Source organism: Enterococcus sp. AZ179 (assembly GCF_050498885.1).
Classification (GTDB): Bacteria; Bacillota; Bacilli; order Lactobacillales; family Enterococcaceae; genus Enterococcus_D; species Enterococcus_D entomosocium.
The window spans coordinates 1,519,765-1,542,186 of record NZ_JBMHEO010000001.1 but is presented as its reverse complement, the minus strand read 5'-3'; the positions used below and the strand labels follow the sequence as shown (position 1 = coordinate 1,542,186).

The following is a 22,422-nucleotide window of genomic DNA, read 5'->3' as shown; positions in this document are numbered from 1 at the left end:
AGACGACCCTTAGTAAGGATAATCGGTCATTTCTTTGAATATTTAAGAGGATTCATTGTCAGAAACGGCTGCAAGCGCATTTTCTTTTTTGCTAAGGCTTACAGTTGCTGTTGTAACGAATAGAAAAGCTCCTCAGTCATCAAGGAGCGTTGCGACTGCATAAAAATAGCCAGTACGGAAGTTTCCGCACTGGCTGTAGGGTCCCTTTAATAGGACCGCTTCTATTGCCTATAATTCTTTGATGACGGCTTTTTCTTCCGCCGTCAAAGCGAAATCAAAGAGCGCTAAATTTTCGGCTTGATGTTTTTCTGAATGGGATTTCGGAATCACGATCACCCCACGCTCGATTTGGTAACGCAAGACCACTTGGCTCCAGGTTTTTTGATGCGCTTCCCCGATTTGGGTCAAGGTTTCCCGTGCCGCTTCCGAAATCCGGGAAAGCGGACCCCAGGCTTCTGGAACTACCTGATTGTCTAAGGAATACGAGATGATCGCATCATTCCACTTGCCTGGATGCGATTCGATCTGATTGACCGCTGGTTTGATCCGACTGTTTGCCAATAAATAGCTGAGTTCTTCTTCTTGGAAATTGGACACCCCGATTGCTTTTAAGACTCCTTTATCGACATAAGCCTCAAGAACCGCCCAGACAGCGGCGATCTCTGCCAAGTTGTCCCACGGATGATGGATCAAATAAAGATCGATCGATTCCGTCTGCAAGGCTGCTAAACTCGCTTCGACAGACGCTTTCACGGCAGCTGCATCTTGCGTATGCTCTGGTTTGCCAGGAATCTTAGAAGTCAGGAAAAATTCGCTGCGGTCAATCCCGCTTTCCTTGATGGCTTTGCCAACCACGGCTTCGTTGCGGTAAGAAATCGCCGTATCAAAATGCCGATACCCAAGCTTGATGGCAGTCAATAGCTCTGTCGTATCATCATTGATCGCACCTTGGTATTCTCGGTTTTCTTTCCCAAATGTATTCGTCCCGCTGCCGATCACTGGAATCTGAATGCCGGTATTCAATTCAATCGTTTCCATGCTGCTTCCCCCTTTGTGTTGTTTCTAGTCTATCAAAAAAGCAGGAGTAAGGGGAAGAAAAACTCTTATTGCCGCTAAAAAACGGGGAAAAGCACAAAACGCATGTTCAAGCAGCCCCTCCTCCGTTATACTGAGGGTAAGATACGAAACACCCAAATAAGGAGGGTTACTTTTGAAAAAAACACTGTTTTTTCTTTGTGGATCACTGACATTCGGTTTAGGCACTTTAGGAATCTTCTTGCCTTTCTTACCTACAACCGTCTTTTACTTGCTGACGGCTTATTTCTGGCTGCGGAGTTCCGATACCTATTATCAACGCTTGGTTCAATCAGAAAATTATCAAAAATACATTGAAAAACCACTCGTACAAAAACAGCTGAGCACCAAAGGAATGCTCCGGATGTTTGCCATGATGCTGATAGTCTTTGCAATTCCTGCACTGCTGATCCCTAATCTGCTGGTACGTTTCGTCCTCGCTGCCATCTACCTCGCCCATGTCATTGGGATCACTTGGTATTTAAAAGGACGCAAACCTGCGATCCAAAAAACGGATCAGCCCCTGTAAGGACAAAACTGTACGTACACACCGTAATCCACCAAGCAAGTGAACCTTGCTAGTGGACTGCGGTGTATTTTTTTCTCCTATTTTAGCGGGTGCTCACTGACGCCTCTTCGATAATGGGGGCTGATTGGGCGATCGCTAACCAAGCAGCAGGGATCCGGTATGGGGAACAAGAAACATAGTCGATGCCGATCTCTCGCAAAAACGCAATAGAATAGGGATCGCTGCCGACTTCGCCACAAACACCGATCGAGTGCTCTGGCTGACGATCTCTTACGCCGGCGATCGCTTGACGCATCAACGCGCCAACACCTACCTGATCTAAGTGCTGGTAAGGATCTTCTTGTAAGATCCCCGACTGCAAATAGGCTTGAATAAAGCTGCCGGCATCATCCCGCGAAAAGCCAAAGGTCATTTGGGTCAAGTCATTGGTACCAAAACTAAAGAACGCCGCCTCTTCAGCACACTCCCCAGCAATCAAGCACGCTCTAGGCGTCTCGATCATCATCCCGATCTCGATGTGCAACGGTTGCTGAAGGGTTGCTTCTGCTTGAGCGATCACCTGTGTCAAAGTCTCTTTCAACACCTGCAGCTCTGCGGGCAAACTGATCAGGGGCAATAAGATCGCCGCCTCTACCTCGACTCCTTGCTGCCGCAACTCCACAGCCGCTTCACAAATCGCCGCTGTTTGCATTTCATAAATTTCTGGATAGCTGAGTCCTAAACGGCTGCCGCGATGCCCCATCATAGGATTGACCTCTTGCAGTTCGTCAATTCGCCGCTCGATCACTGCCAATGATTTTTTACTGCGGCGGGCCATCTCAAGGCGTTCATGCTCATGGGGCAAGAATTCATGGAGTGGTGGATCTAATAAACGAATCGTGCATTTCTTTCCTTGCGCGGCCTGCAGCATTTCTTGGAAATCGGCTTTTTGATAAGCCTTGATCTCAGCCAAAGCCGCCAATCGTTCCGCCTTCGTTTCTGCCAAGATGACTTCCCGCATTTTCCACAAACGCGCTTCCCCAAAAAACATATGCTCCGTCCGTGCTAAGCCGATGCCCGCTGCACCAAAGGCCAGCGCAGCCTCAATGTCATTTTTCGTTTCCGCATTTGCGTAAACCTTTAGATCTGCCTGGGCTTGTGCCCACGTCAAAAGCTGATCCAGCAAAACCCGCTCCTGTACACTGGTCATAGGCAGCTGCCCTTGATACAGTTTGCCAGTGCTGCCGTCTACGGAAAGTACGTCACCTTCTTCAATCAGCAGCTCGCCGCAGCGGGCCTGTTTCAAAAATGCATCGACACTTAATGCCTCGCACCCTACCACACAGCAGACCCCCAGACCACGGGCGACCACCGCCGCATGAGAAGTCATCCCCCCACGAGCGGTAATGATCGCTTCACTCACCACCATGCCTTCAATATCTTCAGGTGAGGTTTCCTGCCGCAGCAGCAGGACTTTTTCTCCTGTGCGGCTGGCTTTTTCCGCCGCCTCTGCAGTGAAATAGACATGTCCTGAAGCTGCCCCTGGACTAGCCGGCAAGCCCTGCGCAAAAGCTTCGGCTTGCTGCAAGGCTTCGGGGGCAAATAACGGGTGCAACAATTGATCGATCATTTCTGGTGTGATTCGGTCTAAGGCTTGCCTGATGGTGATCCGACCTTCTGCGACCATATCCGTTGCAATTTGCGCTGCCGCAGCGGCGGTTCGTTTGCCGTTTCTTGTTTGCAAGACAAACAACTGGCCGTCATCGATGGTAAATTCAATGTCTTGCATGTCTTGATAGTGATCCTCCAACCCCTCAGCCAGTTGCTTTAGTTCCTGATAAATCACAGGATGTTGTTGCGCCAACGCTTGGATCGGTTGTGGTGTACGAATGCCAGCAACCACATCTTCCCCTTGAGCACACACTAGAAATTCGCCGAAAAGTCCCGGTTCCCCGGTTGCTGGATTGCGGGTGAAGGCGACACCCGTCCCACTATTTATCCCGCTGTTGCCAAAAACCATTTCTTGAATCGTTACGGCAGTCCCTAGATCGTCAGGGATCCGATGGAGGGAACGGTAGGTCTTAGCCCGTGGGTTGTTCCATGAGCGAAAAACTGCCGTGATGGCTGCCAATAATTGCTGAAACGGGTCTTGGGGAAACGCTTCTTGGGTATGTTCCATATAAATACTTTGAAACACGCGGCAGATCATTTGCCAGTCATTGCCGGTCATCATTTGGTCTGACACATAATTCTGCCGTTTCTTATAATCTGTCAAATAGGCTTCAAAGTGTTCTTTTGCTACACCTTTCACCACATCCCCATACATCTGGATCAAACGGCGGTAACAATCATAAGCAAAGACGGGGTCCCCCGTCTGCTGAGCCAATCCTTGGACGGTTTCATCATTCAACCCAAGATTTAAAATCGTATCCATCATCCCTGGCATGGAAAACTTGGCACCACTGCGGACAGAAACCAATAACGGCGACTGCAGTCCGCCAAATGTTTTGTTCCTGCGGACTGCCAATTCTTCGATGGCAGCTTTGACTTGCTTGATGATCGCCTCAGGAAGAACCTGTTCTTCTAAATAGGTCAGGCAAATGGTGGCCGGGACGATAAATCCTTGAGGAACAGGCAAACCCAAATTGGTCATCTCCGCAAGATTTGCCCCTTTCCCGCCTAATAATGCTTTTTGCTCTTTCGTGCCTTCTGAAAACCATACGACTGCTTTTTCCATCATGTTCCTCCTTTTAAATGTTGTATACTATTTCGATTAATTAGCAGTATATAGTATGACACATTTAATCGTCAAGCCAAAAAAAGAAAACTTTTAAGGGATTTATCCTTTTTAAAAGAGAAGGATTGCCTTTTCATTCGGAAAATCATATAATCAATAGCATAGCACATAAAAGAAAGAAGGTGACACATTGGAATTAAGCCAAAGACAAATGAAAATCATTGAGATCGTCAAAGAGCATCAGCCGATCAGTGGGGAGACCATTGCGAAGCAGTTGGGTTTGAGCCGCGCAACCTTGCGGAATGACTTATCGATTTTGACCATGACCGGTTTATTAGACGCCCGACCGAAAGTCGGCTATTTCTATACAGGACAAACCGTTGAGCCTTTGCTTTTCGAAAAACTCTACCATACCAAAGTTGCAGAAGTCATGATCCCACCGTTGCTGATCTCACAAACGGTCTCCGTTTATGAAGCAGTCACGACTTTGTTTATGTACGATGTCGGTTCCCTCTATGTCAAAAATGACCAAGACGAACTGATTGGGGTACTCTCCCGCAAAGATCTGCTGCGCTTTGCGATCAGCAATGCCGTACCGGAAAAAACACCCGTAGCGATGATCATGACTCGCATGCCAAACATCGTGACCATCACACCGGAAGAAACGATCTTGACGGCTGGTACGTTGTTAGGACGACATGAAGTCGATACCTTGCCAGTGGTCGATCCACAGGAACCAAAAAAAGTCATCGGCAAAATCACGAAGACGCGGCTGATGAATTACTTTATTCAAGCAGGCAATGACAGCGACAACACACACTTTTAGGGGGCAAAAACAATGAAGAACGTTCGAATATATTTGATTTCAGATTCCGTAGGCGAAACGGCACAAAAGCTGATCGCCGCCGTTTCCGCGCAGTTTCCCACGATCGACCTTTCAGATATCCAGCTCTTTCCCTTTACTAATGATGAAGAGAGCTTAGGCGAGATCCTCAAAGATGCCTTGCTAGACAAATCGATCGTCGTTACCACCTTAGTCAATAAAGAATTAGTCGCTTTTGTTGATGCCTTTGCCAAACGGACTGGCTTGCAGCATGTCGACTTTATGTCGCCCTTGACCACGATGCTGGAAAAAACATTCGGTGTAGAAGCCGTCCAAGAGCCTGGTGCCTTGCATCGCTTGAACCAAGCATATTTCAGCCGGGTGGCCGCGATGGAATTTGCGGTGAAATACGACGACGGCAAAGACCCACGGGGATTTCTCGATGCTGACTTTGTCCTATTAGGGGTTTCGCGAACCTCAAAGACCCCATTGAGCCTATACATGGCAAATCGCGGCTACAAAGTGGCGAATCTGCCTTTGATTCCTGAAGTCGCTTTGCCAGCCGAAGTGCACCAAGTAGACCCACGGAAAATGGTCGGTTTGACTACGAATCCAGAATCCCTTACGGAAATCCGGCGGTCCCGGATGCATTCATTGGGCTTGAAAGAAGAAACCCATTACACCAATTGTGAACGAATCGAAGCAGAATTAGCCTACGCGAATGAATGGTTCAAAAAGCTGAACATTCCGGTGATCGATGTCAGCAAACGCTCCATTGAAGAAAGCGCGATGCTGATTGAAGAACAAGCCAAAGAACAGGCCCATGTTCAATAAAGACACCTTGGCAAACCTGACCGAGATCATCAACTTGGAAGCCATCCAGCAGCTGCCGAAAGCTACCGAGCATTTTGTCAGCGATCTGCATGGCGAATACGATGCCTTTGACCATATTTTGCGGAATGGTTCTGGCAGTATTCGAGAAAAAGTCGAGACTTTGTTTACCGGTGTCTTGACGAAAGAAGAACAGACCGAACTCTGTTTTGTCATTTATTATCCAGAGGAGCTATTACAAGAACAGGCCTGGACCCCTGCCGATTGGCGCTTGAAGATGGCACAGCTAGTGAAAGTTGCCCGCTTTACTTCCAGTAAATACACACGCTCCAAGGTACGCAAAGCATTGCCGACTTCTTTTGCTTACATCTTAGAAGAACTGTTGTACCAATATGATGCCGACTTCAATAAAGAAGCTTACTATCAGGCGATTTTTGATAAGATCATTGAATTAGAGGCAGCCCCGCTTTTTTGCCAAGAACTGGCGTACTTGATTCAGCGTTTCGTAGTGGACCATCTCCATGTCTTAGGCGATATCTATGATCGAGGACCGGCGCCAGACAAAATCGTCGATCGCTTGATGACTTTGCCTTCACTGGATATTCAGCTAGGCAACCATGATATCTTGTGGATCGGTAGCTTTTGCGGCTCGCTGCCCTGTTTGGCCAATACGATCCGCATCGCTGCTCGCTACGGCAATTTGGCATTATTACAAGATGGTTATGGGATCGATCTATCAAAAGCACTGGCTTTTAGCCAAAAATATTACACAGAAAATGCCGGCTTTTATCCGCAAAAAACAGTGGACCCTTTATCAAGCCAGCAAAAAAAAGCCGCCATGCTTTTGCAGCAGGCATTTGCCATCATCCAATTCAAAGTCGAAGCAGCCGTGATCCAGCGGCGACCGGCATTTGCGCTGGCAGAGCGCTGCTTATTGCATCGCTTGTCTCAAGATCGGCAACAAATCCAGCTAGACCAGACCTATCCTTTGATCAACGGCTGTTTTCAACTAGTAGATCCCGATGATCCTTACCGTTTGACAGCCGAAGAACATGAAGTATTGCAAGATTTGCTGAGCCAATTTCAACGCTCGCCCCGCTTAGCTGCGCATATGCGCTTTTTAGTTGAGCATGGCACATTGTACCAGCGCTTCAACGACAACCTGCTGTATCACGGCTGCCTGCCTTGTCAGGAAAACGGCGATTTCCTGGCCTTTACTTTCCAGCAGCAGCCCTTAGCAGGCAAAGCGTTGATGGACTTTTTTCAGCAATGTTTGCAGGAAAGCTTTGCCCAACCAGAAAAGCAAATAGACCTTGCCACCGATATGATCTGGTATCTTTGGTGCGGCGAAGGCTCTTCCCTCTTCGGCAAAAAAGCCATGAAAACCTTTGAGCGCTACTTTATAGCAGATCGCAACACCCATACGGAACAAAAAAATGCCTATTATTCTTTAAGGGAAAACGAAGACTTCTGCTGCCGTGTCCTAGCTGCCTTCGGTCTGCCGCCGACAGGCCACATCATCAATGGCCACACCCCTGTCAAAGTGCGTAAAGGTGAGACGCCCATCAAGGCAAATGGTCGTTTATTGGTGATCGATGGCGGACTCTCTCGCTCCTATCAATCCGTCACAGGCATTGCTGGTTACACGCTGTTGTCAAATTCCTTCGGCATGACCTTAGCAGCCCATCAACCCTTTACAGATCGCCAGCAAGCCATCCAGCAGCGACGTGACATCGTCACTCAGAAAAAAATCGTCGTGCGGCAAACGGAAAGAACAACGGTAGGGCAAACAGATATCGGCAAGCGGCTGCAGCAAGAAAGCCGAGTGCTTTTTGAAGAATTAAAAAATCATCCGATCCCTTGACGAGTCATTCGTCAAACAATCGGATGATTTTTTTTACAGTCCTTTAGAACTATGAAAGGCTTTGAGTTTTTCCAACGCCTGCAGCACAATGATCAAGACCAAGATCGCTAAGGCCAAAAAGAGCGTTTCTAACCCTTTTCCTTGTGCCAAAAGTAGCTCTCTTAAAATTGCTGTAATACTGATCAAAATCAAGTAACGCACCGGAATATGGTGACCTTCTTTTACGTAACGCAATAACATCAAAATAATTTCCAGTAAAATAAACAATGTCGCGATCTCTTCGATCAATAAGGAAAGATCGCTAACTTCATGCAGTGGGATCACATGGACAACGATTTTGTAGATCGCTTCCGCCATCACCACCAAAACCAAAAGAACCAACAGTCCTAACATAATATCAACAATCACACTAATCATTTTTTCGAAGTGCTTAAAATACTTTCCCATAACACCCCTCCTCGCACTTATTATAGCGAAACTACTCAGAATCACTTTATGATATGCTTGCAAGTGCAGCTTTTTTTATGGAGGCAGTGAATAAAAACGTAAGACAGCTCTTTTCTGTTCCAGCAATCCTCCAAAAAACCTTCCTCTTTGCTACTTTTTGAAGTCTCAGAGTGAGGAATCGCGCATCCTTCGTGCACTTGGTGTGTTCGTGGCTCTGAACATAAGCAAATAAAAAAGCTAGGCACAAGGCCTAGCTGAAATGGTCCCTTTAGATGAGATTGATTTTTACAGTCAGGCTCAGTGAGCCCCTTCGACTGTTAGATCAACATTTTCACTCGTATCTTCCGCGGCTTCGTCGTCGCTATTGGAGGTTTCTGAAGACGGCTCAGTCGTTTCACTGCTGGAGCTGCTTGTTGTAGTACTGGTCGAACTCGTACTGGAAGAGCTTGAAGAACTGCTGCTAGCGCTACTGCTAGAAGTATCGCTGGTGGTGGTTGATCCGCCACTCGGAGCGGTACTCGAACTGCTTTCGCTACTTGCAGAAGTGCTGACGCTAGGATCTGTCTCTGCTTCACTTACGGAAACAGACGTGCCTTCATTTGTCGACGCTTCGATCGAGCGACTAGTCGTTGAAGACGATGTGTAAGAACTAACACTGGCTTCATAAAAAATCTGACTGGAATCAGAGGTTTCTTCGATACTGCTGCTTGCTGTCTGGTAAGGTGGCTCGGAGGAACTACTGGAAGAATCTCGTACAAAGGGCGCAGCCACAAAGGCATTGGCGTCTTGATTGATCGCCACACTCAAAAAAACCGCAACAAAACAACTGACTAATGCCGACTGCATATTGAACTTGAATTTCATCGCACTCCCCATCCTTTCCCCAAAAATGTGGTTGGCTCTTCCGACAACGCTCTATCTCATTCTTATATTATACAAAAAAAAGCAATCGTCAACAAATTAAGTTTTATTTTCAAAAATGACAAAGACATAATTGTCCGTTGCACAAAAAAAGCCCGAGGACAACTGCCGATCACCTGCGGGCCCATCCCTTCACTAAGGGTTGGCAGGTGCGACGGATGCTTGTTCCTCTGGCTTTAATGATTCCTTTATTGTTTAACCCCTTCTATTTATAAGTTACGCAGATGGTTGGGGTCATGGATCGGTGCTTCAATATCGCTGTCTCCCATGCGGGGCGTTGGATGGACGGACTCATCTGGCATTGCTGTTTCGCCTGGTAACGGTTGATCGATGATCGGACCAGTATCTGCATCACGATCGGTTATTTTGTCCATCGGCTGATAATCGTAGACACCGACAACGAGTTTGTCTCGTTCAAGGTCATCACGATAACCATATAACGGATCATGCTCATCATGCCTATGATCGGAATCGCCGAAAGAAAAAGCATCTTTGATTTTTTCCCAAAGCGAACGATCTTCATCCTCACTAGCTGCCTGCTCCACTTCCACATCGTCGATGGATTCTAACCCAAATTGATCGATGACTGTTTGATTCGCAAACAGCACGATATCCTCTTTGCCATAGCCTTCGTTTGTCAATTGCTCAATAACCGGTAATACTTCTGTTCGAGTGTCGTAACTGCCAATAATCGTTAGGTTTCTGTTGTGCATGTGAAATCCTCCTTATTTTGTGTACGCTTCGATCGTTCTGGTTCTGAAGCAATTCCTTTAAAACTAGCAATTTCTATTGCTTCTTTCATTCTAACGCAGGGTTCTATGATTGACCAAATAGTTTGATTGCGCTTACGGAAAACAAGCGGTTTCTTGAAAAAAAACTAGCTGCTCCGGAAGAAGCGGATCCATCATAAAAAAACCGCGTGAGCCAATGGCTTGCACGCGGTTTTTTTGCTTGTTACTTGGAAACGATCAGTTTTTGACCGACAAAGATCGTATAGCTGCTGTTGATGTTGTTCCATGATGCGAGTTGGCTGATGCTGGTATTATATTTTTGTGCCAGTGACCATAAGCTGTCCCCTGATTTCACCGTGTGCGTCTTCGTTGAACTGCTGCTGGTATTCGTATTAGAAGACCCACTGCTAGCAGACGTCAAGTAGGCACCACTGACCCAGCCTTTGCCAGAAACATAATACCATTTGTTCGTGCCATTGACGGTCGTCCCGGTTTTTGTTGCGGTAACCGTGACGGTTGCTCCTTTACTTAAAGAACCAGTAATACTACTGCTGGTAGAAGCATCGGAACGAACATTTAAAATCTCGGTGGTTTTCATTTGCTGATTTGTGGTTGTTGAACCGTTATTATTGGAAGAGCTGCTGGTTGTTGTCAAGTAGGCACCACTGACCCAACCTTTGCCAGAAACGTAGTACCACGTTTTATTGCCTTCCACTGAAGTGCCGTTCTTTTTCGCTGTCACGGTAACGGTCACCCCTTGACCAAGCGTTGTCACGACACGGCTGCTGGTAGAAGCATCGGAGCGGACATTCAATGCGGCCGTCGTTTTCATTTGTTGATTGATACTTGAACCATTGTCTTCTTTTTCCGCTTCAGAAGCATTATTGTTGGTCACTTCAGTAAGGTAGGCACCGCTGACCCAACCTTTGCCAGAGACATAATACCAATTTTTGTTGCCATTGACTGATGTGCCGGTTTTCATGGAAGTGGCAGTAAAGGTCGTGCCTTTGCTAAGTGACCCTACCACTGATCCGCTAGTGGACGCGCTAGAACGAATATTCATCGCTTCCGTCGTCTTCATTTGCTTGTTGATCGTCGTACCGGAATTGCCATTGTCAGAACCGGTGTTGCCTGATCCGCTATTGTTGTTTGAAGAGTCGGTCGAAACCTTCGTCAAATACGCGCCGCTGACCCAACCTTTGCCAGAAATCTTATACCACGTGGTGTTGCCATTGACGCTGGTGCCGGTTTTGGTCGCCGTTGCCGTAAACGTCGTATTAGCTGCTAACGAACCAGTAATAGAGGCACTGGTGGAAGCATCGGAACGAATATTCATAGATGACGTGGTTTTCATCTGCTGATTGATCGCTGTTTCATCACTGACGATCGTTTCATTGCTATTGCCGCCACCTGTGTTTGAGCTGCCAGTATCATATTGCGTTAAATTATACGTACTGATCAAATTGTTTAATTTGCTGGCATAAGAAGTATCGGTTGCATACCGCCCTTGTAGCCAAGCGGTTGCTTGCGTGTAAGAGGTCGTATTGCTTTTCCATGCACCGCTGTAATAGTAGTTGCCGCTAGAAAAACTCGTGTTGCGCAACACATATGCATTGTCTTCAAAAGACTCTTTTAATGATGGGTATTTCCGAAACTTAGCGCTGATCAAATAATAATTGCCAGAACCATCATCTTCATAGGTATCCATCGTCACGTATTGGCCGTTGTAGCTGCCTTTGATCCCAAACATATTGTTGGCCGTGGTCGTCAAAGTCGAGGCGCCCCAACCTGATTCCAAAATCGCTTGTGCCATCATAACAGAAGCATACAGATCGTTTGCTGCCGCCACTTCCGTTGCATAGCCGCAAATCTGAGTGATAAAGGCAGCCGGATCGATCGTTGCCCGTGAAAATAATGCCCGACTAGTCAAATCAGAAAGGGCTGATGGTACTTCATCTGCTTCTAAGACTTCATCACTAGCGACTGTTGTGCTTTCTGTCGTCGCTGTTTCTGATCCCTCAGTAACTGCTTCAGCTCCTGACTCCTCCGTTATTTCCGAAGTTTCTTCGGTCACAACAGGTGCTGTCGTCGATTCTGTCGTTTCCTCAACCGGCGTGCTGTCGGTTTCTGGTGTAGTGTTTGTTGTTTGTTCAACGACCTTAAGGTCATTGCTGGTTTCTGTCGTTGCCGTTTCAGCCGCATGCCCTAAGGTCGGGATAAACGTTGATCCCGCTACTAAAGTAGTAGCCATCGTAATACTTTTTTGGGTATATTGCGTGCGCTTCAAGCGCTTTTCTAAGCGGCGTCGTTCTTTACGAATTGTCATTTAATCCCTCCGTCGTATTAGCCTTTTTTTATTGTAACACGATTTATTAAAAAATGGGGGGTTAAGATGAAAAAACAGTGAAATCAACGAGATAAATTCTTGCTATGAAACAGTTTTCTCTTTTGCTTCATCAGCCAATACTCTGTTCTAAAAAAAGAAAAAAGAGTTGTTTTAGCACAAAAAAAGCAGCCTTTATCAAAAAGACTACTTTTGGTGAATTGTTATTTAATAACAGGTGCGGGCTTTTTGGCTTTTTTTAGCATCGCATAGCCTATGTTGAGAACAAGTCCAAAAACTGCTAAGAAAATTGCCGTATAGAAGGCTTTTGTATAATCTCCTTGGTTACTTTCTGCGATTGCTGCTGCCACTCTGGGGCCAAAGAATGCCGCCGTAGAATAACCAATAAAGACGATTCCATAGTTGACCCCTTGATTGATCGGTCCGTAATTTTCCATAACGATCGATGGGAAAACCCCCATCACGCCCCCGAAGCACAGTCCTAAACCGATGATCCCGACAGTGAAGATCACAGTTGTTTGACCAAGCGTCAATAAGAATAAGGACAATGCCACCACGCCATAGATGATCATCAACGTATTCGTCCGACCAATTTTATCAGAAACGGTGCCCCAAAGGACACGACCAAAACAGTTGCTCAATGAGTACAAGCTGACATAAAAGGCAGCGGCAGCGGCCGTCAAACCAAACATACTTTGCCCGATCACTGAGGCGTTGGAAGCAATCATCAAACCTGAGAAAGCCCCTACCCCTAACATAACAATAATCAAGTAAAAAGTTGGTGTCTTCAGCATGTCCAACCAATTTAGATTGATTTGAGGACCATTTTTTCCTTGATCCGCTGGTTGCCAACCTGCTGGACGGTAATTTTCTGGTGCTTTACGAATAAATAGACTAGCCACCAAGACGATCACGATATAGGCAATTCCTAAAATCCGAAACGCCGCTAAGACATCTTGTGATTCGATCAAACGATTCGCAATCGGTGCGGCAATAATCGCTGCCCCACCCATACCTGCTGTGATCAAGCCCGAAGCCAGTCCCCGTTTATCCGGGAATAACCGAATCGTATTGCTTAAACAAGCCGAATAGGCAAAGCCTTGCCCTAAACCAGCAAAGACTCCATAAGTCAGGTACAGCATAGCGGGTGAGTTGACCAAACCCGTCAGGAAGAAACCTGCTCCGAACAACACGCCTCCACCAGCGATGACCCATCTAGCGGCTCCTCGGTCTGTCAGCAAACCACCCAAAATCATGGTAATCGGGCCAACTGCGGCATTGATGGTAAAGGCTAGCATGATCTCTTCCATGGACCAACCTTTTAATTGACTAAGAGGTCCTGCAAAGACACTAAAGGCGTATACAGCGCCCGTACACAGCAACACTGCGGTCGAAGCGATCAGAATCAGCCAGCGATTGATTTTTGTTTCCATTTTTTCTCTCCTTTATTTTAAGCATGTTACTTTATTCACATGTTTTTTCAAAAGCTAGCGCGCGTGACAAGTCACAACGCGCAAGGCTTTTTATTCGAGATGTTCTGCGACTGCTGTCTTTCCAGCAATCCGGCCAAAAGTAAAGATGTCTGTCAACGAATTGCCGCCTAAGCGATTGCCGGCATGGATCCCCCCAGCAACTTCTCCTGCTGCATACAGTCCTTCAATGATTTGATCTTCCTTCGTCAACACATGGGTTTGCGGATCGATCTTCAATCCTCCCATCGTGTGGTGAACCGCTGGTTTTCTTGGTGTGGCATAGAAAGGCGCTTTTTCCACTTTCAAGTCGAAAACATCTTTGCCAAACTCTGGGTCTTTCCCAGCATCCACATAGCTGTTGTATTTCGCAACGGTCGCCTCTAAGACGGCTGGATCAACATTGATCTGCTCTGCCAGGCCAGCCAAGGTCTCACTGCGGAACAGCGTACCAGCAGCTACTTGCTTATCGATTTTTTCTTGGCTCGTGTTATAAGCGGTTTTCTTGATCTCTTCATCCGCGATCAAATAGAACAATCCGCCATTATCGATCGCCGCTTGGGTCAATACATCGCGACTTTCGTATTCATTGACAAAGCGCTCACCCTTTTGATTGACCATCACAAAGTTAGCTGGCGGCACTTGCAGCCCACTGAATAAAGCCCCTGTGTTCGGATCAGATACGGGCATCATTTGTGAAAAGCCCATGCCAACAAGGTCCGCGCCAGCACTTTCCCCTAGTTTGATCCCGTCACCAGTGATCGCTGGTGAATTTGACGTTTTGATATCGTCTTCGATCTCTGTCCAATAGGTATTGTATTGTTTCAACATTTTGGTGTTCGCTCCGAACCCGCCGGAAGCCAAAATCACTGCTTTGGCATGGATTGTGATTTTTTGACCGTTACGGCCTTCCCCGATGATTCCAGTAACCTTACCATCTTCGATCAATAATTCTTTGACAGGCGTATCGGTTAAGATCGTTCCGCCATGTTCTTTCACGAATTGATGCAAAGCCGATACAAAGGCATACCCTTCGTTTTTGACTGGTTTATGCCCACGGCGCCATTTCGCTCCTACTGGCATATCGACATTGTTCATATCAAATTCTACGCCGATTTCTTCTAACCATTTCACTGAGGCCAATGCTTGATCCGTCAAGATTTTCACTAGCTCGTACTTCCCATAGATCGGTTGCCCATTCAAATCTTTTCGTTTTCCGCCTAGATAAGTTTGGATTCGATGCCACAAAGCAGAATCAAACAAGTATTCTTTTTCTGGCGTCGTTTCTGAAAGATACGCAGTGATTTGTGCCTTCAAAGCTTTGAAGTCTGGCAAGTATTCTGCATCGATGTCTTGTTCATCGATCGTCAGCACTTCTTCTAAAGCACTGCGTTCGCCAGGCAATGCGGAGAAGCCGTTTTGCCATTTTGGATCCGCAGCATTCATCGGTCCGCCAGTACGTACGGTATTGCCGCCGATCGCTGGGAATTTTTCTACTAAGATCACGTCTTTATTGGCTTGCAGCACACTGGCAGCTGCACTCAGACCTGCGCCACCGCCACCTACGACAACGACATCGGTAGTATACGTTTCATCTTCTGTTTGTAAAGCACTGGCGGCTTTTGGACGTTTGCGCAAGACATCTGGGTTCGCACCAGCCATTTTCACGGCTTTTGCTACCCCATCGACGACACCGTTACTAGTAACCGAAGCACCAGAGATCGCATCGACATTTAAGGTTTGCCCTTCAATAATCTCTTGAGGAATCCGTACGAAAACGACATCAGCGATCCCTTCTGATTCACCAGACGTATCGATATCGATGGCTTCGATCCGTTCTTCGCTCAATTTGACGACCATTGGTAGATCCCCGTTATGTCCTGGTGCTGTGACGGTGTATTCACCAGGCTCATAAACGACTTCTTCTGGTACGTTCAACAAATTAGCGACTTCCGTAAACCGAACGAACTTGCGGAAACAGCTTTCCAAAAAGTCGATCGTTCGTTGATCTTTTAAATTGCCTTGTTCATCAAAGGCTTGATGCGCACGCCCCAGCAAGAACTCATTTCCTGGCATGACTGTCGCATTGACACCTGGAGCGTCAAGGATTTGGCGCAAATGAAGCTGTGCTCGGGAGGAGCCTTGCACATCGTAGGATGCGCCGACGATCATCACTGGTTTGCCATCAAAGGGATGGAGATTGAAGGAGAGCCATTCCAAGACGCTTTTCAATGCGGAAGGAATCGAATGGTTATGCTCTGGTGTTGCGATAATCACTCCATCGGCTGCTAAAATCTTGCTATTTAACCGTTGGATCACTTCGCTATTGGTTTGATCTTGTGTTTCATTGAACATTGGAACATCCTTGATTTCCAGCAGTTCAATTTCTGCTAGGGCAGCAAATTCTCGCTGCATAAACGCTACTAATTGGCGATTGGTCGATTTTTTGGCGTTCGTTCCGATTAGGCCGACAAATTTCATGACTAGTTCCTCTCTTTCTTATGCTTGTTCCCACGAAAATTTCTTTGCTCGTTCTTTAGCCGTTGAATATTCACTGACCAGACGGTTCGTGATTTCGACGAACAAGACAAATTCATTGAAACAGTCTTCTAGTTCGGCAACTTTTTCGTTATCGATCAAGTTTCCTTGTTCATCGAAGGCTTGCATGGAATGCCCTAACAAAAATTCCGCACTCGGCATGATTCGGGCTTTTACTTCAGGCGCATCTAAGATCTGACGCAAGTGGGCTTGGGCTCTCGATGAACCTAATGCACCAAGAGAAGCACCCGTGATCATCACTGGTTTATCGATCAAAGGCCGCGTCGTATAAGAAAGCCATTCGATCATGCTTTTTAACACCGCTGGGATCGAGTGGTCGTATTCTGGTGTACTGATGATTACCCCATCTGCTGCTTCGATCTTCTCTGACAAGGCTTGGACTGCCGCTGGTGCCGTCCGATCTTCTGGTTCATTAAATGCCGGCAGATCACTGATTTCGCAAAGTTCGATCTCCGCTTGGTCACTAAAATGGCTTTGAATAAATTGCAGTAAGCGACGGTTGGTCGAACGCGTCGAGTTGGTTCCTACGATTCCAATCAATTTCATTATCATCTCTCCTAATTGTGAATAATTTAACATTTAACAAAAAATAAAAAGTTTTTGACCATTGGCTTTGATTTCTTTTTTCAATCGTTTCTCAAGTTGTTTTTTACGACCTACTGAGATGAAAGGCTTCTTCCTAAACAAAAAAATCTTCCCCAAGTACCCATTAAGTGTACGGCTGAATTCTTTATTTGTGAAATATTTATTTAATTATCCATCGATAACAAATTTGTTATAATGAGAAAAATGACCAGGAGGACAACGCGATGGCACTTAAAGATTCCCATCTGATGCTGCAATACCTCGATACCTTGTTAAAGCATAGCAACTACACCAAAGCCGCCAAAGATCTCTACATTTCACAGCCTTACTTGACGCAAACCGTGAAACGAGCCGAGCAAGAGCTAGGGACCCCCATCATCAATCGGCAGCCGGGACATTTTCAACTGACGGAAGCTGGTAAAATCTATTATCAATATCTAGAAACCTTGGAAACAGAATCTGCCAAATTGAAAAGTCGGCTGTCTTGGTATACCGCGACCGAGAAGCGTTCTTTGCGCTTAGGCATCTTGCCAAGCCTTGGTTCTTACCTGCTGCCGCTCTTTTTGCCTGCGTATTATGAACACTATCCCAACGTGCACTTTTTCTTGCGGGAAGACCTGCCGAAGCACAATGAAAAACGCCTGCTGAATGGGCAGCTGGACTTTTTTATCGGACAAAATCCTGAGACGATCGCACCGAATCTAACGGTCCACAGTACCAATCAAGAACGGTATCTAGCGATCATTCCGCCTTGTTCTTCCCTGTATCAACCAGAGAAGCGGTATTTAGCGCCTGATTCATTGGCCGTCAAAGACTTGCTGCAAAGTCCATTGATTTTGACCGCCAGCGGCTCGGCGATTCGGCGCCAAATCGATCAATTGCTGCAAAAATACAAAGTAGAGGCGACGGTTCTCATAGAAAGCAGCAATATTTATACAGCAGCGGCATTGGCAGAAAACAACCTTGGGATTGCGATCGTACCAGAAAGCGTGCTACAAGCAGCGACCGCGACCCCTTTTAATCTTTATCCAATGCCAGAGGAACTCTTGTCCCTCACCTATTTTATTGCCCACCAAGCCGAACGGGCATTGTCAAACAGCGAAGCCGCCTTGATCGAGGCCTTTTTGCACCACGTCTAACTTTCTTTTTTTACAAAAAAAACAAGCAGCGATCACCTATATTCCTAGGTAGTCGCTGCTTGTTTTCATTCTGCTGTTGGCGTTTCGATCAAACGTGCTAATTCTTGCGGATAGATCAATTCACCTTGTTTGGTAATGACTAATCCAGTGATCCCTTCTAACGGCGCCAGCTCCTGCAAGATGGCTGGTGGCTCTTTGCCGAATAAGCGGGTCGTCCAAATCTCTCCATCAACCGATTTGTCGGATAGAATCGTGACACTGGCAATGGCTGACTCTAACGGATAGCCCGTTTCTCGATCAAAGATATGATGATAGGTCTTGCCCGCTACCTGATAGGTTCGTTCATAGATCCCTGATGTAACGACTGACTGATTGTGTACCTTCAACGCGGCGACAAAATTCCCTCTTGGCAAGAAAGGATTTTGGATCCCGATCCGCCAATAGCCATCAGCATGGCTCGGGGCATCGCCGTAAGTCACCACATTGCCCCCAAGATCGATCAAAGCTGCTGTGACACCGACCTGCTTGAAATACGCCATCAACAAATCAGCAAAATACCCTTTCGCAACGGCCCCTAGATCAAGCTTCATGCCGGCAGCTAACCCAACGGTCTGCAGCGTTTCATCCAAAACGATCTTGGCGGGATCAGTCTTTGGCAGCAGTTCAGCGATTTTCTCAGGCGTTGGTAGATGGGCATCTTGAAACCCGATTCGCCATTCCTGCACTAAAGGACCGATGGCAATATTTAAGTAGCTATCTTTTGGCAAGCTATGGGTTTTCCCTAGTGCGATCAATTCAACCAATTCCGGTGTGGCGGCGATCGCTCCTTGTCCTGCCTGCTGATTGATCTGCATCAACTCCGACGTAGGGTCATTGGCACTAAAACGCTGTTCAAAGGCCGCGGCTCTTTTCGCTGCTTCCTCTAAGATCACTTCTGGGGTTTCATGCTGCACCCAAATCGTGATCACCGTTCCCATTCCCTGTAACACTCGTTGACCTTCTGCCATTGTCCTTGCTCCTTTGTCCTCTTCTTTTGGCTATCATAGCAGTTTCTGGGAGAAAAAAGTAGTCTGCGGGATGCCGCCACTGCTTTTTTTGAAAAAAAAACTGCGAGGTCACCCTCGCAGTCTGCTGTCTCTATTGCTCAATGATAAAAGTCGAAGCGGCCTTTCGCCAATACTTCTTTGACCCCACCGGTTTGGTACAAGGAACGGTCCATAATGGCTTTTTTCACCACGGAAGCGGGATAGCCTTTGATGCCCATTTTCCCTACTAAGCCAAAGGCATGGGTATTGCCGATCGACGCCACTGAACCTAATGATTCAAAGTGGAAATCTGTTGGTTTTTCCCCGTTCATTTGACGTAAGATATTTTTACCCGCATGCTGCCCCATCTTCAAAGCGATTTGAGCCGTTGTTGGATACGGGCGATTGGTCGCTGGGTCCATGACTGCTGAAACATCACCGACAACATAGACGTTACTATGATCAGGGTCTGTTAGGTCTTGATTGACCATCACACGACCACGACGAGCAGAAAAGTCTGATTCAGCCATCACATGGCTGCCGCTGACGCCTGTGGTCCAAACGATGGTTTTGGCTGATAATTCAGCTGTTGCTCCTGTATCGGCATCATCTTGATAGACAACGACACCCGATTTGATTGATTTGATGGGTTTACCAGTCAGGAAGTTCACGCCCCATTTAACGAGATTTTTGATCCCATAATCCGATAGTTTTTCATCAAACATCGGTAATAAACGAGTCACTGCTTCGACACAATACAGTTTGATGTCTTCTGGCTTGACGCCTGCTGCTTTCGCAAAGGTTTTACGGTTTTCCACCAATGAACCTAGCAATTCGATTCCGGTAAAACCAGCACCGCAGACAACGATTTTTAGGTAGTCAGGATTTTGTGTTTCTTTGTATGCCTTCATTTGTTTCAACAAATGATGATAGATGTTTTCTGCGGAGTCGACATCCACCATTTCCAACGCATGCTCCTCGACACCAGGGATCCCGAATGATTCTGATTCAAAGCCTAATGCCACGATCAAATAATCATACGTGCACGTGGATTGATCTTTAAAAACGATCACTTGCTGGTTACGATCGATCGACGCCACTTCCTTTTGAACAAAGCTCGTCTTTTGGGGACGAACGACATCATTGATGGGATAGCAAATACGGTCTCTTGGTTGCGTACCAGCCGCAACTTCATGAAGATCGGTTGCCTCATAATGATAATCGTTTTTGTCGATCAATGTGATGTGAAACGCTTCTTTTGCTCCTTGCAGTACGTGCAATGCTCGCAATCCAGCATACCCTGCTCCTAAAATGACAACTTCCTTCATGTTTCCTTACTTCCTTTCTTTGCTGTAAAAATTATAAAATCAAACCAATCGCAAAACTCAGCACTTGTACGCATGCTCCGACCGCAAGGATCCGAACGGCACAAATGAAGGTCTCTCTTTTGATTTGTTTTTGCATAAATCGTTTTGTCTGTTGCCAGACAAAGGGCGCCGCGAAAAAGGTCAGAACCAGTGACCAAGGCGCAATGTTGAGGGCAACTGAGGCAATGATCGCAACAAACGCCAAGACGTTCATTGTGATAAATAATTTCAACGCACGGGCTTTACCAAGGTAATGCACCAGCGTATAGCGCTCATTTTTTTCATCCTCTTCCAGATCACAAATGTTGTTTGCCAGCATCAAGTTGGCGATCCATAATGTGTTGGGTAATGAGATCAAGAAAATACTGCCAATCGTGGCAATATTCCATTCAAAGGTTTGATAGGCATTAAGGTAGACACAGATCAACGAGATCATAAAGCCCATCGTAAAGCCGGAAAAGAACTCGCCTAAAGGCAAACTAGAAAGCGGCCGTGGACCAGAGGAATAAAAGATCCCGACTAGGTAACAATACAGCCCCATCCAAAAGAGCGGCCAACCAACTACCATTGCCAAGGCGATTCCCATGGCGGCGGAAACGATGATCATGGAGACCATCAACCAAAAAACCAATTTGACAGACAACTGTTCCCGACCAATGATATTGGTTTTTTCTTTGTAATCATGCCCTTCTGTGGCATGATGGTAATCGTTGTAGTTATCTAAAATATCCACCGCCATATTGAAGATCAGCATGGCAATGAAATACAACAAGACATAGCCAAGATGAATCGTTTGATAATTGTACCAGCTGTAGCAGACACCAATAAAAAATGGCAAAATACTGGCGGTTTTTGCTTTAAATTCGACAAGTTCTAAAAATACAGGTAGCGTCACAACTTCACCTCCTTTAGTGAGTGCATTAAACTAGTCAATCACGCCCCTTTACGCTAGAATAAGGGCTGAATGACTGTTAGAAAGGGTTATACTATGTTTGACTTTTGGATCGATTATCCGACGATCGAACAACGATTGAAAACCGTATGTTCCATCATTGAAGAACACGTTACTGTTCGTAACAAAGAGATACAAGATGTTTTGATCGACTTTACTTATTCAGGTGGAAAAATGCTGCGGCCAGCGCTCTTTTTTTTGTTTGCTGACTTAGGCGATCCCCATCATAAAAAAACCGACCAATTAACAAAAATTGCTGCTTCTCTAGAAATTTTACACATGGCCACTTTGATCCATGACGACATTATTGACGATTCGCCGCTGCGGCGCAGTCAAGTCACTGTTCAAGCCAAATATGGCAAGGATATCGCGGTCTACACGGGTGATCTTCTGTTCACCCAATTTTTTGAGCTTTTGATCGAAAGTATGAATGGCTCCCCGTTTTTAAAAACCAACGCACAAGCCATGAAACGACTCCTTTTAGGTGAGCTTGATCAAATGCACACTCGCTACAACATCCATGAATCGATTGACGACTATCTACAAAGCATCAACGGCAAAACCGCTGAACTGTTTTGGCTCGCTTGTCTCGAAGGCGCTCATTTTGGCGGCCTCGACACAGAAAACCAAGAACGAGCTGGTGAGATCGGGCGCAACATCGGGATCGCCTTTCAAGTATTCGACGATATTCTCGACTACACCTCTGATAGTGGCACCTTGAAAAAACCGATTCTAGAAGATTTGGCGCAAGGGGTCTATACCTTGCCGCTGCTATTTGCCAAAGAACAGGCACCTGCAGCATTCGCTCCTTATTTGAATAAAAAAGCAGCACTCTCCTTGGCAGAAGCCCAAGAAGTTGCGGATCTTGTCGTCCGTTACGGCGGTGTCGAAAAAGCGCGCGCTTTCGCGGTCACCTACACGCAAAAAGCCTTAGACGACATCGATCTGCTGCCAGAAGCACCTAGCAAGGCCAAAATTCGTTCATTAACTGAACTGCTCTTGCAGCGCAATTACTGAGCCATAGAGCAATGATAAGAAAAGCGTCC

At 46.4% G+C, this 22,422-nt stretch carries 18 protein-coding genes; 6 read left to right on the top strand and 12 right to left on the bottom strand.

Annotated elements, in window-relative coordinates; all coding sequences use genetic code 11:
- Positions 1-228: 228 nt before the first annotated feature.
- Entirely contained in the window at positions 229-1,038 is an 810-nt protein-coding gene (locus IGI88_RS07280) for an aldo/keto reductase family protein (RefSeq protein WP_005232814.1), read from the bottom strand.
- Positions 1,039-1,210: 172 nt separating this feature from the next.
- Between IGI88_RS07280 and IGI88_RS07275 the strand changes: the two genes are divergently transcribed.
- Entirely contained in the window at positions 1,211-1,603 is a 393-nt protein-coding gene (locus IGI88_RS07275; RefSeq protein ID WP_101698737.1) for a YbaN family protein, read from the top strand.
- Between the two features lie 82 nt (positions 1,604-1,685).
- On the opposite strand, the gene ppdK is transcribed toward IGI88_RS07275, so the two are convergent.
- On the bottom strand, positions 1,686-4,319 hold the full coding sequence (gene ppdK, locus IGI88_RS07270; RefSeq protein ID WP_429960317.1) for a pyruvate, phosphate dikinase: 2,634 nt from the start codon (positions 4,317-4,319) through the stop codon (positions 1,686-1,688).
- Positions 4,320-4,509: 190 nt separating this feature from the next.
- On the opposite strand from ppdK, the gene IGI88_RS07265 reads away from it, so the two are divergent.
- The 3 genes from IGI88_RS07265 to IGI88_RS07255 are packed head-to-tail and all read left to right on the top strand — an operon-like array spanning position 4,510 to position 7,837.
- On the top strand, positions 4,510-5,145 hold the full coding sequence (locus IGI88_RS07265) for a helix-turn-helix transcriptional regulator (protein ID WP_194199384.1): 636 nt from the start codon (positions 4,510-4,512) through the stop codon (positions 5,143-5,145).
- 12 nt (positions 5,146-5,157) lie between these two features.
- On the top strand, positions 5,158-5,976 hold the full coding sequence (locus IGI88_RS07260; RefSeq protein ID WP_005232818.1) for a pyruvate, water dikinase regulatory protein: 819 nt from the start codon (positions 5,158-5,160) through the stop codon (positions 5,974-5,976).
- Positions 5,966-7,837 carry a fructose-1,6-bisphosphatase gene (locus tag IGI88_RS07255; protein WP_194199385.1) on the top strand — a complete coding sequence of 624 codons (1,872 nt, stop codon included), beginning with the start codon at positions 5,966-5,968 and terminating at the stop codon, positions 7,835-7,837. The genes IGI88_RS07260 and IGI88_RS07255 overlap by 11 nt, the downstream gene beginning before the upstream one ends.
- Positions 7,838-7,870: 33 nt before the next feature.
- On the opposite strand, the gene IGI88_RS07250 is transcribed toward IGI88_RS07255, so the two are convergent.
- The 7 genes from IGI88_RS07250 to IGI88_RS07220 all read right to left on the bottom strand — a co-directional run bounded on the left by IGI88_RS07250 (position 7,871) and on the right by IGI88_RS07220 (position 16,854).
- Positions 7,871-8,284 (bottom strand): phosphate-starvation-inducible PsiE family protein, encoded by a 414-nt coding sequence (locus IGI88_RS07250; RefSeq protein ID WP_010748527.1) that lies wholly within the window; start codon positions 8,282-8,284, stop codon positions 7,871-7,873.
- 297 nt (positions 8,285-8,581) lie between these two features.
- Positions 8,582-9,148, bottom strand: a complete 567-nt coding sequence (locus IGI88_RS07245; protein ID WP_086316739.1) for a hypothetical protein — start codon at positions 9,146-9,148, stop codon at positions 8,582-8,584.
- Between the two features lie 266 nt (positions 9,149-9,414).
- The gene (locus tag IGI88_RS07240) at positions 9,415-9,918 is read right to left on the bottom strand and encodes a general stress protein (RefSeq protein ID WP_008376644.1); all 504 of its coding nucleotides are present in this window, start codon (positions 9,916-9,918) and stop codon (positions 9,415-9,417) included.
- A gap of 241 nt (positions 9,919-10,159) precedes the next feature.
- Positions 10,160-12,262 carry an SH3 domain-containing protein gene (locus IGI88_RS07235; RefSeq protein ID WP_101698733.1) on the bottom strand — a complete coding sequence of 701 codons (2,103 nt, stop codon included), beginning with the start codon at positions 12,260-12,262 and terminating at the stop codon, positions 10,160-10,162.
- 221 nt (positions 12,263-12,483) lie between these two features.
- Positions 12,484-13,713, bottom strand: coding sequence for an L-lactate MFS transporter (locus IGI88_RS07230; RefSeq protein ID WP_061053544.1), 1,230 nt, complete (start codon positions 13,711-13,713; stop codon positions 12,484-12,486).
- A 90-nt stretch (positions 13,714-13,803) separates the two neighbouring features.
- Positions 13,804-16,230: a flavocytochrome c gene (locus IGI88_RS07225; RefSeq protein WP_074535589.1), complete on the bottom strand. Its 2,427-nt coding sequence runs from the start codon at positions 16,228-16,230 to the stop codon at positions 13,804-13,806.
- An 18-nt stretch (positions 16,231-16,248) separates the two neighbouring features.
- The gene (locus IGI88_RS07220; RefSeq protein WP_008376652.1) at positions 16,249-16,854 is read right to left on the bottom strand and encodes an NADPH-dependent FMN reductase; all 606 of its coding nucleotides are present in this window, start codon (positions 16,852-16,854) and stop codon (positions 16,249-16,251) included.
- Between the two features lie 263 nt (positions 16,855-17,117).
- On the opposite strand from IGI88_RS07220, the gene IGI88_RS07215 reads away from it, so the two are divergent.
- Positions 17,118-18,032, top strand: a complete 915-nt coding sequence (locus IGI88_RS07215) for a LysR family transcriptional regulator (RefSeq protein WP_086294335.1) — start codon at positions 17,118-17,120, stop codon at positions 18,030-18,032.
- Between the two features lie 65 nt (positions 18,033-18,097).
- Here the strand turns inward: IGI88_RS07215 and IGI88_RS07210 are convergent, their stop codons facing one another.
- The 3 genes from IGI88_RS07210 to IGI88_RS07200 all read right to left on the bottom strand — a co-directional run bounded on the left by IGI88_RS07210 (position 18,098) and on the right by IGI88_RS07200 (position 21,319).
- Positions 18,098-19,039, bottom strand: coding sequence for an FAD:protein FMN transferase (locus tag IGI88_RS07210; RefSeq protein ID WP_005232830.1), 942 nt, complete (start codon positions 19,037-19,039; stop codon positions 18,098-18,100).
- Positions 19,040-19,176: 137 nt separating this feature from the next.
- Positions 19,177-20,385: an NAD(P)/FAD-dependent oxidoreductase gene (locus IGI88_RS07205; RefSeq protein ID WP_086332848.1), complete on the bottom strand. Its 1,209-nt coding sequence runs from the start codon at positions 20,383-20,385 to the stop codon at positions 19,177-19,179.
- 31 nt (positions 20,386-20,416) lie between these two features.
- Entirely contained in the window at positions 20,417-21,319 is a 903-nt protein-coding gene (locus tag IGI88_RS07200) for a prenyltransferase (protein WP_005226546.1), read from the bottom strand.
- Between the two features lie 93 nt (positions 21,320-21,412).
- Between IGI88_RS07200 and IGI88_RS07195 the strand changes: the two genes are divergently transcribed.
- On the top strand, positions 21,413-22,393 hold the full coding sequence (locus IGI88_RS07195) for a polyprenyl synthetase family protein (protein WP_101698732.1): 981 nt from the start codon (positions 21,413-21,415) through the stop codon (positions 22,391-22,393).
- The last annotated feature ends 29 nt before the right edge of the window (positions 22,394-22,422 follow it).